Source organism: Shewanella surugensis (assembly GCF_023284005.1).
Taxonomy (GTDB): domain Bacteria; phylum Pseudomonadota; class Gammaproteobacteria; order Enterobacterales; family Shewanellaceae; genus Shewanella; species Shewanella surugensis.
On the sequence record NZ_JAKIKS010000025.1, the window covers coordinates 17,025 to 30,572 of the forward strand.

Here is a 13,548-nt window from a genome sequence, read left to right on the forward strand (position 1 = left end):
TTTGAAAAGCTAATGTGAGTAGCGTTGCTTTAAATGTATTAGCTTCAAGAAATGAGCTCAGACTGACAATATTCAGCTGAGCTTTTTCATTGGTATTATAGGCCTAAGTTATCTGAGTGCTCGTCGGAGGATCTTACCGACACTCGATTTCGGCAATGCATCAACAAATTCAAATAGTTTAGGGATTTTGTAAGGTGTCAGGTTTTCAGTACAATGTTGTTTTATCTCTTGTAAGATGGAATGATTTTGCTGTGCTGAGGGCGTTAATACAATAAAGGCTTTTACTGTTTCGTCAGAATGCTTACCACTGACTCCGATAACCGCGGATTCTAGCACGGCTCCATGTAGTGATAATACATTTTCTATTTCATTGGGATAGACATTAAAACCAGAGACAATCACGATATCCTTTTTACGGTCGACAATTTGATGAAACCCGTCTGTGAGTGCGATAGCAATGTCACCCGTTTTAAAAAAGCCATTTTTTGTCATGACTTTTTTTGTTTCACACTCTTGTTGCCAATACCCTGACATGACTTGAGGCCCAGAAACGGCCAACTCCCCAGCTTGACCTGAAGCAACTTCACTTTCATTATCATCGATAATACAGATGTGGGTACCCAATAAGGGTTTACCTATGGTACCGATTTTTTCACGCCCAGGCGTATTTAATGACACGACGGGGGATGTTTCTGATAAACCGTAACCTTCTGATATCGTACAGCCTGTGGTTTGATACCAAAGATCGGCAGCAAATTGCGTGAGGGCGGTACCGCCTGAAATAGTGACTTTGAGTGCGCTAAAATCTAAGGCTCGAAACATGTCTTGCTGGCAAAGCCCAACAAATAAGGTATTAAGACCTGCAAAGCCAGTGAAACGGTATTTTGTTAGCGTTTGAATAAAGCTGGGTATGTCTTTTGGGTTAGGAATGAATACTGAGCAAGCGCCTCTTTCAAAATACAGGATGAGGTTTACCATAAAGGCGTAAATATGATAGATAGGTAAAGGTGCGACAAAAATCTCCTCTCCCTCATTGATGTGAGATGAGAGTCTAGCTGCTAATTGGGCTGCATTAGCAATTAAATTGCCATGACTCAGCATAGCCCCTTTAGATAATCCCGTAGTGCCTCCTGTGTACTGTAACGCGGCTAAGTGATGGTTCGACACCGTAACAGTTTGTAGTAAATGTTTTCCCCCGGCCTTTAATACATCCATAAATCTAAAATGATTGAATTCACTCTTAGCTTGGGGTTGAGGAGTGATTAAATCTAAGGGATGAGTGGCTATCACAACGCTAATCGAAGTGTTATTAACGATGTGATTGAGTTTGGGTATATTGTCCGAAAGGGTGACTAAAAGTTTAGCGCCTGAATCATTAAATTGATGCAGCATTTCTCTGTCTGTGTACATTGGGTTGGTGTTCACCAATACAAACCCTGCTCTAATGGCACCATAAGCGGCAATGACAAATTGAGTGATATTGGGCAGTTGGATGGCGACTCTGTCACCGACTTTTAATTCAGTGTATTGTTGCAAGTAGGCTGCAAATTGCCGAGAGTACTGTTCTATTTCATTAAAGCTGATGTCATGACCTAAACAAACATAAGCAGTCTTGCTACCAAAGCGGGCACAGGTATCTTCAATTAAATGAATTAATGATGGATAAGGCGCCAGATCACGTTGGGGAGCAGCATCAAAAGGGTGCATCACTATTTATCCCTATTTAGTATTTGACATATTTACAACATGTAGATTAAAGTCAAAATAGTGATTAAGTCAATGATAAATTTAGTGTTGGTCTTTTTAAGTAAGCAGAGTATCACGGGTATAGACATGATGAAGATGAGAAAGTACGCAGGTTTAAATCCAAATAAGCTGCGTACTATTATTGACTAGAGAGGGCTGAAAAAGTTGGATGCTTGTGATACCCAATTATCTTTTGTCTCTAAAGTAGAGACTTCTCTAATGGTAAAATTAACGGGGCTTCGACTGGAGATTAATCGATCCAGTTTGGCTAGAACGGTCACAGGGTAATCGAGTTGTTCGCCGGGTAAAATCACCATTTGAGTATCTCCGACTAATTGATAAATATGTTGATTATCAATCGATATTTGGTAATGGCGACGCTCCTGTGTTTTATTTCTTATCTTGAGGGTGTAGCTATTTTCTATTTTGCTGTCTAAGGTCTCACGATAGAGATTTTGTCTATCACGGATCACATTCAGCTGAATATCGTCCCTACTGGCAATATCCATCATGATAACGGCTAGCATGATTAAGCTTGCGACGCCGTAACCGATGAATTTTAATGAAGTAAAAATAGGTTTTGTTTCATTTTGTAAGCTATTTTCACTAATGTAGCTGATTAAATTGGGCGCATAATCAAACTTTTCCATGGCTTGATTGCAAGCGTCAATACACGCCCCGCAATTAATACATTCATATTGCAATCCATTTCTAATATCGATGCCTGTTGGGCAAACATCTACGCATAAGTGGCAATCAACGCAATCACCGAGGTCGGTGGCTTGTTTTCGTTTTCGAGGACCACGAGATTCACCCCTGCTTGTATCGTAAGTCACGGTTTTGGTGTTAGCATCGAACATAACAGATTGAAAACGAGAGTATGGACAACAATGTAAACACATTTGCTCTCTCATCCAGCCTGCATTGAGATAGGTACAAAGCGCAAAAAACCAAACCCAAGTGTTGCTCCAGACATTGGCGCTGAAAGTGAAGATCTCCGGATAAAGTGTTCGGGCTGGAATAAAATAAGCAATAAAGCTACAACCTGTTAATAAGGCTATGATCCCCCAAAGTAAATGCTTTCCTGCACGTTTATAAAACTTACTGAAAGACCAAGGGGCTTTATCTAAGGTTATTCTTTGATTACGACTACCTTCTAAACGTGTCTCGACCCAAACAAACATAAATGTCCAGGCCGTTTGGGGGCAAAGAAAACCACACCATACTCTTCCCCAAAATACCGTGGCAAAAAAGAGAATAAAGGCCGCAGCAATAAAAATCCAAGCGAGAATGGTGAAATCTTGAGGCCATAATGTGGTGCCAAAAAAGATAAATTGTTGCTCACTGATATTAAATAGTATTGCTTGGCGTCCTTGGTAGGAGATAAAGGGAGTGAACAGAAATAGCAATACTAATAGGCTATTCATGGTTGTTCGAATACGTTGAAAGTAGCCTTTTTGTTCCCTGATATGAATTTTACTGGAAGGAGACGAAATTTGCGTTATTGTAATGCGCTCCCCCATGGGTTGGGCTTTTTTTATTGTATTATTATTTGACATCATACTTCTCTTTGGCAATTGCTCTGCACAGTGTTTTTACTGTAATAGCAAGCATTAGGCCAAAATAACTATGTTTATAATGCATTGTTTTAAAACAATAAATATTTAATCAACGGTGTCAAGTGTCACGATATTTCGCCACTTGGTGATATATCGTGATCACACGCAGTAATACTGCGTGTGATCACATAAATGGGATGAGATATAGATCACAAAAGATTAATTTGGCCTGGTGATCCCCAGTTTTTTCATGCGTGATCGTAATGTACTTGGCGCAAGGTCGAGTAATGTAGCGGCGCCAGTATTACCGGAGATCCGCCAGTTGACTTGTTGCAGCACTTGGGTGACATATTGCTTCTCCATTTGGGCAAGGGTAAGAGATGAGGCTTGTAATGCATTGTTCGTATTAATGGTCGTAATGGGCGCAATTTGAAGGACGTCACCTTGAGATAAAATAATTTCTCTTTCAAGCACATTCTGTAATTCACGAACATTACCTGGCCAATTATGCAGCATTAAATGTTGTAAGCCTTTTTTACTGACGCCTTTTATTTTCTTCCCTAATTTTCTATTTAAATCATGTATTAGATGGTTAACTAGTTCAGGAATATCTTCTAATCTGTCCCTAAGAGCGGGGACCATAATAGGGAAAACATTGAGTCGATAATAAAGATCCATTCGGAAGAGGCCTTGCTGTACACGTTTAAGGAGATCATGGTGACTGGCCGTCATTAGGCGAATGTCGACTTTTATGCTTTCACTGCTTCCTACGCGTTCAAACTCTTGTTCTTGTATGACCCGTAAAAGTTTCGATTGTGCTTCTAGAGAGAGCTCTGCGACTTCATCGAGAAAGAGTGTGCCGTGATCGGCTAATTCAAAACGGCCTTTTCTTCGATTGGTTGCGCCCGTAAAGGCCCCTTTCTCGTGACCAAATAATTCACTTTCGAGTAATGTTGCTGAAAAGGCAGCGCAATTTACGCTGATTAGGGGTTTATCGGCTCGATGACTTAATTGGTGTAGGTTACGGGCGACCAGTTCTTTACCTGTGCCATTTTCACCACTAATGAGGACGGTGCTATCAGTATTCGCTACGAGTTTAATCTGCTGTATTAACTCTTTTATCTTTTCACTATGACCGGATATTCCGACATCACCGGTTTTATCGGCTAATTCAAGTTGTAGGTATTGGTTTTCTGATGAGAGTTTCTCTGAAAGTGCTTGCACTTGTTTTAAGGCATGTCTTAAAGAGTGTTCTGTTTGTTTCTGTATACTAATATCACGAAATATCGTGACTACGCCGATCAGTTTATTGTCTTTATAAACCGGTGTTGAGTTATAAAGAACAGGAAAGCAAGTGCCATCTTTGCGCCAAAAGACTTCGTGAGTAATTTCTCTGGGTATACCATCTTGTAATGTATTATAGATAGGACATTCTTCTTTTGGGTAGTGACGACCATCACTGTGGCTATGATGATGGCAATCATGGATATTTTTGCCCAGTAACTCATCCGTTTTCCATCCGGTCATTTTTTCTGCCGCAGGGTTGATAAAAACAGCATTGCCATCCAGATCAAAACCATAAATTCCTTCACTGACTGCATTTAAAATTAATTGATTTTCAGGTAAAAATTCGGTGCCAGATTCATTTTTTAATGTGGAAGAAGCCATAAAGTCAACCCTGTCTAGATTAGCGTAATGGGTGATTATAAAGCGACTCGTTGAAAACACGAAATATCGTGTATGTGCATCCCTACTAAAACACCGATCTCTGATATGAATCGTTTATCTGATATAGGCTCATTTTCAGAGTATTTACGCATCTCTTGTGCATTGTTATTGTTTTTTGTTAGATTAATGTTTCGCTTATGTGCTTGCTGTTGGGTGTTTCTTTACATTCTTGGCTCATTTGGGTTCAGTTCACTGCTTGTTTAGCGCTAATGCTTCGGCAGGATCATAACAATAAAAATGAGAATTTGATGAAATGCATATAACTAATAAATTTAAGCAAAAAACCCTCAGTATTGCGATATCGATTGCCATTTCAGGTAGTTTAATGAGTCACATAGCCTTAGCAGAAGATGTGCCCGTGCCCGTTGATGAAAAAGTGGAGCGTATTGCGGTGGTGGGTTCACGCGCCGCGCCGCGATCCATTGCCGATTCGCCTGTGCCGATTGATATTATTGGCAGTGATGAAATAGCTCGCTCAGGCAGTACCGATATGCTTGAGATTTTAAAAGGATCGGTGCCATCACTGAATGTGCACGCTAACCCCATTAGTGATACTGCAAGTTTAGTACGGCCAGCTAACTTAAGAGGCTTATCGGCTGACAGTACTTTAATTTTAGTCAATGGCAAGCGAAGACATCGATCATCAGTGATTACTTTTCAAGGTGGTGGCATTAATGATGGTGCCCATGGCCCTGATATTTCAGTTTTTCCGAGTATCGCCCTCAAACAAGTGGAAGTATTGCGCGATGGGGCAGCAGCGCAATATGGCTCAGATGCCATTGCGGGAGTGATTAACTTTGTATTAAAAGACGATGCTGAAGGGGGCTCTTTAGAAGCGAAAGTAGGCGAATATTATGAAGGCGATGGCACCACCACCCAAATATTAGGCAACATTGGTATGCCATTAACTCAAGATGGCTTTGCTAATTTAAGTTTTTCTTATAAAAATGCCGATCCAACCAGCCGAAGTGTGCAACGGCCCGATGCTGCCGCTTTTGGCTTAGCGGGGGTTGATGTTGATGACCCCGCTCAAGTCTGGGGCTCGCCTGAGATCAGTGATGATATCAGCATATTTGCTAACTTAGGGCTAGATTTAGATGAGTTTTCGCAGGCTTATATGTTTGGCAACTATTCCCAACGAGATGTGAAAGGCGGATTTTATTATCGAAACCCTAATACTCGTGGGGGAGTGTATTCAAATCCGAAAAAAGTACTAGATGAAAACGGTAATGAAACTATTGTAAATTATCTTTTAGTTGGCGATTTAACACCGGGTGATGTTGGGCAAGTGAATAATGGCTTAGCGGATGGTGATGGTATAGGTTGCTCGAATATTGAGATCACCTCGAATAATATTGCCACGCAGCAAAATTATATCGATGGGGTAGCCAACAATCCTAATTGTTTCGCGTTTACTGAAATGCTACCCGGTGGTTTTACGCCTAATTTTGGTGGCCATATCGAAGATACCTCCATTGTCGCGGGCACACGAGGGGAGTTTCAAATTCCTTGGATACAAGGTATAGATTATGATTTTAGTGGCAGTTATGGTAGCAATGAATCCCGTTATGAGATTTATAATACGGTTAATGCCTCACTGGGCGCTGATACCCCCAGAGATTTTAGCCCCGGAAAATATATTCAATCCGAATGGAACTTCAATGCCGATCTCGTTAAATATATCGATTTTGGTATGGCCGATGATGTTAATTTTGCCTTTGGCGCAGAATGGCATGATGAAACGTTTGAAATTTTAGCAGGCGATGTCGCATCCTATGAAGCAGGGCCACTAAGTACACAAGGTTTTAGTGTGGGATCGAATGGCTTTCCCGGTTTTACGCCAGCGCAAGCGGGTGAGTATACTCGGACTAACTATGCTGGGTACGTTGATGTGGGCATGCCCTTTACCGATAACTGGTTGTTAGAGGCGGCAGTGCGTTATGAAGATTATGAAACCTTTGGCTCGACCACGAACTATAAAGTGGCAACCAATGTGCGAGTGACTGATGATATTGCATTGCGTGCATCTTACAATACGGGCTTTAGAGCACCGACAGTTGGGCAAGCTAATGTCAGCACTGTACAAACCAGTTTTGAATCGGGTGTGTTAGTCGATGCAGCGTTATTATCCCCAACTAATCCGATTGCTCTGCAATTGGGCAGCGAAGAGTTAAGCCCTGAAAAGTCAAGTAGCTATACCTTAGGGGTGGTTTATACCTTAGGTGAGGTATATATGACGCTGGATTATTACAATATTAAGGTAGATGACAGGATTAGTCAGTCAGCTAAAATTGATTTATCCGATGCGGATAAAGCGATATTAATTGCGGATGGTATACCTAATGTGGAAGGTTTATCTCAAGTCAGTTATTTTACCAATGATTTTGATACAACGACTCAAGGCGTCGATTTTGTCGCGAACTACAGTACTGATCTCCTTTGGGGAGATTCCAGTTTTGCCTTAGTGTATAACTGGAATGAAACCACGGTCGATAGTTATACCGATGTCACTGGGGATTTTAAGGTTTCACGATTAGAAAATGATTTACCCAAACACAGAGCGACGTTTACTTGGAATCAAGCTTGGGAGTACTTGGGTTTATTTACTCGAGTGAATTACTATGGTGAATATCAGGGCGTGCACGTCGATTATGATGCTACAGCAAAAACGGCATCCGATGCTGTGACAGTGGATATGGAGCTGAGTTATTATATTAATGAAGCCTTTACGGTTGCAGTGGGCGCTCAAAATATTTTCGATAAAAAAGCAGAGCGTATCGATTATGATGATCCGTCTACGCCTGGAGATGATAGCAATGCTTGGGGCGGGGTCTATTATGAAACCTCTCCTTATGGATTTAATGGCGGTTATTATTACCTGAAAGGCATCTATCGCTTTTAGTCTGAGTAAAATGAAGCAGTCTATTTTTCCATGAGTAAAAAGCCTTGTTTTTAGACAAGGCTTTTTTATCATTAATGATAGAATAGGCCGTTATAGTAGAGTCTGGACGCAACTGAAAAAGTTCGGTACCGTTTTTAGTTTCATTAGGGCTGAAGATTTTTAATAAAGATAAAATGTTAAAACAGGATGAAAAAATATGACCTTAACATCGTGGCTCAGTTTATTAGCCATTAGTTTTTTAGGCGCCATGTCCCCAGGGCCGAGTTTAGCCATGGTGGTGCGCCACACATTAGGCGGGGGAAGGGCTAAAGGCATCGTTTGCGCTTGGGCACATTCTATTGGTATTGGTATTTATGCATTATTGACATTATTGGGATTGGCCGCCTTATTAAAACATGCCCCCTTAGTGTTTAATGGTATTGCACTAGTGGGTGGCTTGTATTTAGCCTGGATAGGTGTCCAAGCATTACGCTCCAAAGGGGGGATGGCCGATAAATTAGCGGCAGGAAAGAATACTTCTGCGCGCGTAGCAGCAAGAGATGGCATTGCAATTTCACTGTTTAACCCAAAAATCATCTTATTCTTTGTGGCACTTTTTAGTCAATTTGTTATGGATGCCAGTACGACAGCAGGTCAGTCCCTCATCGTATTCACGCCATTAGTCGTCGATGGACTTTGGTATACCTTTATTGCATTAGTCTTGTCTCATGGCGCGGTTTTACCGAAATTAAGAGCCAAAGCTGGACTTATCGATAAAATTTCGGGGGTTGTGCTGATTTTACTGGCTATCCGCGTTTGGTTTACGATCTAACGTACTTTTTACCTTGTTATATTTTTTACTTTATTGATCTTGAGTTCGGATGGTTATGAAACATTTAGATTGGCAGCATTTTTTAGTTGAGCAACAGTCGCAAGCTTATTATCAGTCTATTACCGATTTTGTAACGGTAGAGCGGGTAACAGGAAAAGAGATTTATCCTCCTGAAAGTGATGTTTTAAAAGCGTTTACACTCACACCTTTAAATCAAGTTAGGGTCGTTTTGATTGGTCAAGATCCTTATCATGGCCCAGATCAAGCTCACGGTTTATGCTTTTCGGTGAAAGAAGGCATTAAAGTCCCGCCTTCACTGGTGAATATGTATAAAGAATTAGCCACGGATATTAAAGGGTTTACCATTCCATCTCATGGCTGCTTAACCCCTTGGGCACAGCAAGGAGTACTCATGCTCAATACGGTATTAACCGTTGAGCGAGGATCAGCCCATTCACATGCAAAAATCGGTTGGGAAACCTTTACCAATAACGTATTGAATTTGCTTAGTGAGCAGACTGAGCCCATTATATTTGTCCTTTGGGGCGGGCATGCAATTAAAAAAGGTAAACTTATTAATACGAGTCAGCATGTTATTTTATCGGGCCCGCATCCTTCACCTTTATCAGCCTATCGTGGCTTTTTTGGTTGTGGTCATTTTTCTGATATAAATAAGCGTTTGATGGAACGTGGCCAAACTCCCATTGATTGGCAAGTTTAGACGTCTTTGCTCTCAATCTTTATCAACGTTTTCAATGATCATGGCAATGCCTTGACCGACGCCGATACACATGGTGCACAAGGCATAGCGTTGTTGATTGCGGATAAGTTGATGCATGGCTGACATGACAATGCGAGTGCCACTCATGCCTAAAGGGTGACCCAATGCAATTGCGCCGCCTTGGGGGTTAATGCGAGGATCATCCTCTTTTAATCCCAAAGCTTGGATACATGCCAGTGCTTGAGCTGCAAAAGCTTCATTGAGCTCGATGATATCCATATCTTCCAATGTTAATCCGAGACGGCTCAGTAATTTCTGGCTGGCAGGGACGGGACCTATGCCCATCAAACTTGGAGTGACGCCAACTACTGACATACCTAATATTTTGGCTTTAGGGGTAAGATTTTGAGCTCGAAGTGCACTTTCTGAGGCTAAAATCATTGCTGCGGCCCCATCGTTGATCCCCGATGCATTCGCTGCGGTAATACTGCCTTGTGGATGGACAATTGGCGAGAGTTTAGCCATCTTTTCAAGGCTGGTTAAGCGTAAATGCTCATCAGTATCAAATATTATGCTGGGGGCTTTTTTTTGCAACACATGTACAGGGGTGATCTCCTCGCTAAAATACCCCGCTTTTTGGGCGCTGGCGGCGTTGGATTGGCTTAAAAAAGCAAATCTATCTTGTTGGGCGCGGCTAATATCAAATTTGGCGGCAAGGTTTTCAGCGGTCTGTGGCATGGTCTCGGTGCCGTAACGTGCATCTAACTTAGCATTGATAAATCGCCATCCCATGGTGGTATCAAACATGTCTTGATGACGATCAAAAGCCGTTTGTGCTTTTCCCATGACATAGGGCGCGCGAGTCATGTGCTCGACACCGCCTGCTATCATCAATTCATTTTCACCTGCTTTAATTGCCTGCATAGCATAACCAATCGCGTTTAAGCCTGAGCCGCATAATCGGTTAAGGGTGACGCCAGCCAAGGTTTCAGGTAGTCCTGCTAATAATAAAGCCATACGGGCAATATTACGATTATCTTCACCCGCTTGATTGGCGCAGCCTAGCACGACATCATCAATTTGATGAACATCCAACATTGGGTGTCGGTTTTTAAGAGCTTGCAGAGGAATGGCGGCTAAGTCATCTGCGCGAATAGTTGAAAGAGAGCCTGAATAGCGACCAATAGGTGTTCTTATTGCATCGCAAATATACACATCTTTGAGCATGTTATGTCCTCGCTATGTTAAACCTTGAGTGCTGGGAATTGATCTTTAACAAGAGTTAGGCCCGAAGTGACTTGTTCAACCAAATAATTAATTTCTTTTTTCCCCATGGGTGTCGATAACATGGCGGAGCCCGTGTTGATCATCATGATCCCATTATCAAATAAATAATTAAGTAAGTATTTTGTGGCTTGAGTTTGTAGCGTATTGGTGTAAGCGTGTCGATAATGCTGCGGAGCTTGCGCTTTAAAATGCAGCCTAAACATGGAGCCTGCACCGGTGACACAAGCCTTGATCCCAACTTTTTTAATCGTATCAGTGAGCTGAACTCTGGCAAAGTCACCCAGTTGATTGAGTTTGTCAACCGTAGGTTGATCAAATAACCTCATTGCGGTTAAGCCTGCTACCATAGTGACAGGATTAGCTGAAAAGGTCCCTGAATGCGGTAAGAGAAGCGGTGATTGACTCGGATCGAGGACTTGCATGACATCGCTGCGCCCAGCAAAAGCACCAACGGGGAACCCACCACCGATCATTTTTCCGATGGCGGTTAGATCGGGTTTAACGTTATATTTTGCTTGTGCGCCAGCAAGGCTGGTTCTAAAGGTGATCACTTCATCAAATAATAACAAAGCTTGATTATCACGACTCCATTGATATAAAGCATCAATAAATTCAGGTGTTGCAGGGATCATCCCTACTCGGTGAGAAATGGGATCGATTAGAATACCCGCTAAGGTTTCTTTATGTTGATTTAAAATGTGTAAGGCTTTATCAACATCATTATAGGGAATAACGATGACATCATTTAACGCATTATCGGGTGTTCCTCGTGCGACTGCCACACTGTGTGGCTGGTGTTCATCGCCCCAAGTAGCAGGTGATGCTGTTTGACTGACTTCTGCATAGTCATAACTGCCATGATAGGCCCCTTCGACTTTAGCAATTTTACTTTTTTGGGTAAATGCACGAGCGGTTTTTATCATTGCCATGACCGCTTCAGTCCCTGAATTGACAAAGCGAATTTTCTCAAAGCTGGGTACCCGTTGACACAGCAACTCGGCAAATTCGATTTCCAATTCAGTTGCCAGCGTGAACGCGGTACCTTTTTGAACTTGTTCAATAATCGCTTGGGTCACATTTGGCTGTGCATGGCCATGAATAAGTGAAGCCATATTATTGGCAAAATCAATCCGTTTAACGCCATTAATGTCAGTGACGTAACAACCCTTACCATGACTGACATAGGTGGGGTGAGGAGATTTAAAAATGGTATTTCGACTCACACCACCAGGCAGTACGGCTTGTGCTCGTTCAAATAACTGTGCGCTTCGATTTAAATCCATTATGATTGACTCCCCGTATGATGTAACGGATCAGAATGACATGTGGTTAGTGGCAGTGTTTGAGTGCGGCTGTCAATGAGTTCGGCCTCTGTGTGGGCTGCGACATAGTCAAAGTCAACATTTGGTGCAAGTTCAATGAGTTCAAAGCCGTTCTCGGTCACTTCGATGACACATAGGTTGGTATAAATACGATTAACGACTTTGGGGCCCGTTAAGGGATAATGGCATTTCTTTAAGAGTTTAGCCTGTCCTTCCTTAGTAGTGTGCTGGGTCATGACAAAAATAGTTTTGACTCCAGCGACTAAGTCCATCGCCCCTCCAACGGCTGGAATCGCACCTTCAGCACCTGTAGACCAGTTGGCTAAATCCCCTGTTTCGGACACTTGCATTGCGCCTAAGACACATATATCAATATGTCGGCCGCGGATCATGGCAAAACTGTCAGCATGATGAAAATAAGCGGCGCCAGGGATGGCAGTTACAGGCTTTTTACCGGCATTGATTAAATCAAGGGAGATATGATCTTTATCTGGGGAAGGCCCCATGCCGAGTAATCCATTTTCGGTGTGATAGATAAACTCACGCCCTTTGGGGACATAGCGAGCAACTTTCTCTGGCATGCCAATGCCTAAATTAACATAAGCACCATCGGGAATATCTTGAGCGGCTCGTTCAGCCATTTGCTCTCTATCCCAACCTGTTGCTTTTTTATCGATCATATCTTTATCCGCTATTTTTTCATCGTTGATTGTCATGGGTAAGTCCTTCCTTGCGCGACAAGTACCGACTCTTGTTGCGGCAACGAGACGGTGACGATATGATCAACAAAAATACCGGGAGTGATCACCGACTCGGGATTGATGTCTCCCGCTTCAACAGGATGTTGGGCCTGTACCAGTGTTTTGTTGGCCGCCATGGCCATGATCGGGGCGAAATTACGTGCGGTTTCATGGTAGGTTAAGTTGCCATAGCGATCAGCTGAATGTGCTTTGATAAGCGCAAAATCAGCGATTAAACCTCGCTCCATCACATAGTCTGTTTGCTCAAAGGTACGAATTTCTTTGCCGTTAGCCAGTGGTGTACCGACTGAGGTGGCAGTGTAAAAAGCGGGGATCCCAGCACCACCGGCTCGAATTCTTTCGGCAAGCGTGCCTTGGGGAACCAGTTCTAATGCGATTTTTTTGGCGCGATATAATTCAGGAAAAACTGTTGAGTTGGCGGTACGTGGAAAGGAGCAGATCATTTTGCTCACCTGTCCATTAGCAATTAATGCCGCCAGTCCTACTTGGCCACTGCCGGTGTTGTTATTAATGATGGTCAGGTTTTTAGCGCCATGATCGATGAGCGCATGAATAAGCTCAATCGGACTGCCAGCTTCCCCAAAACCACCTATCATCACGGTGGCACCATCAAAAATGGTCGCGATGATCTCTTTGATTGAGGTTGAAAATTTATTTATCATAAGTTTTTTGTGAGTGAGTTAATATTTCTTGTGAATGAGTATTTAGTGA

General features: G+C 42.4%; 10 protein-coding genes. 3 read left to right on the plus strand and 7 right to left on the minus strand.

Features of this window, described 5'->3' with window-relative positions:
* Positions 1 to 108: 108 nt before the first annotated feature.
* From L2764_RS08465 to L2764_RS08475, 3 genes are all read right to left on the minus strand, one after another.
* Positions 109 to 1,707: an AMP-binding protein gene (locus L2764_RS08465; protein WP_248939814.1), complete on the minus strand. Its 1,599-nt coding sequence runs from the start codon at positions 1,705 to 1,707 to the stop codon at positions 109 to 111.
* A 185-nt stretch (positions 1,708 to 1,892) separates the two neighbouring features.
* A complete protein-coding gene (gene ccoG, locus L2764_RS08470; protein ID WP_248939815.1) occupies positions 1,893 to 3,269 on the minus strand; it encodes a cytochrome c oxidase accessory protein CcoG in 1,377 nt (458 codons plus the stop codon).
* A 255-nt stretch (positions 3,270 to 3,524) separates the two neighbouring features.
* Positions 3,525 to 4,973, minus strand: a complete 1,449-nt coding sequence (locus L2764_RS08475) for a sigma-54 interaction domain-containing protein (RefSeq protein ID WP_248939787.1) — start codon at positions 4,971 to 4,973, stop codon at positions 3,525 to 3,527.
* 313 nt (positions 4,974 to 5,286) lie between these two features.
* Between L2764_RS08475 and L2764_RS08480 the strand changes: the two genes are divergently transcribed.
* The 3 genes from L2764_RS08480 (at position 5,287) to ung (ending at position 9,467) form a co-directional block, all read left to right on the plus strand.
* Positions 5,287 to 7,935: a TonB-dependent receptor plug domain-containing protein gene (locus tag L2764_RS08480; RefSeq protein ID WP_248939788.1), complete on the plus strand. Its 2,649-nt coding sequence runs from the start codon at positions 5,287 to 5,289 to the stop codon at positions 7,933 to 7,935.
* A 196-nt stretch (positions 7,936 to 8,131) separates the two neighbouring features.
* Positions 8,132 to 8,746 carry a LysE family translocator gene (locus L2764_RS08485; protein WP_248939789.1) on the plus strand — a complete coding sequence of 205 codons (615 nt, stop codon included), beginning with the start codon at positions 8,132 to 8,134 and terminating at the stop codon, positions 8,744 to 8,746.
* A 55-nt stretch (positions 8,747 to 8,801) separates the two neighbouring features.
* Positions 8,802 to 9,467 carry a uracil-DNA glycosylase gene (gene ung / locus L2764_RS08490; RefSeq protein WP_248939790.1) on the plus strand — a complete coding sequence of 222 codons (666 nt, stop codon included), beginning with the start codon at positions 8,802 to 8,804 and terminating at the stop codon, positions 9,465 to 9,467.
* 12 nt (positions 9,468 to 9,479) lie between these two features.
* Here the strand turns inward: ung and pcaF are convergent, their stop codons facing one another.
* From pcaF to L2764_RS08510, 4 genes are read right to left on the minus strand one after another with little or no spacing between them, the layout of a single operon-like run.
* On the minus strand, positions 9,480 to 10,694 hold the full coding sequence (gene pcaF, locus L2764_RS08495) for a 3-oxoadipyl-CoA thiolase (RefSeq protein ID WP_248939791.1): 1,215 nt from the start codon (positions 10,692 to 10,694) through the stop codon (positions 9,480 to 9,482).
* 17 nt (positions 10,695 to 10,711) lie between these two features.
* Positions 10,712 to 12,037, minus strand: coding sequence for an aspartate aminotransferase family protein (locus tag L2764_RS08500; protein WP_248939792.1), 1,326 nt, complete (start codon positions 12,035 to 12,037; stop codon positions 10,712 to 10,714).
* Positions 12,037 to 12,792 (minus strand): 3-oxoacid CoA-transferase subunit B, encoded by a 756-nt coding sequence (locus L2764_RS08505; protein WP_446539678.1) that lies wholly within the window; start codon positions 12,790 to 12,792, stop codon positions 12,037 to 12,039. Before L2764_RS08505 ends, L2764_RS08500 begins: the two co-directional genes overlap by 1 nt.
* The gene (locus tag L2764_RS08510) at positions 12,789 to 13,499 is read right to left on the minus strand and encodes a 3-oxoacid CoA-transferase subunit A (RefSeq protein WP_248939793.1); all 711 of its coding nucleotides are present in this window, start codon (positions 13,497 to 13,499) and stop codon (positions 12,789 to 12,791) included. The genes L2764_RS08505 and L2764_RS08510 overlap by 4 nt, the downstream gene beginning before the upstream one ends.
* Between the last annotated feature and the right edge of the window lie 49 nt (positions 13,500 to 13,548).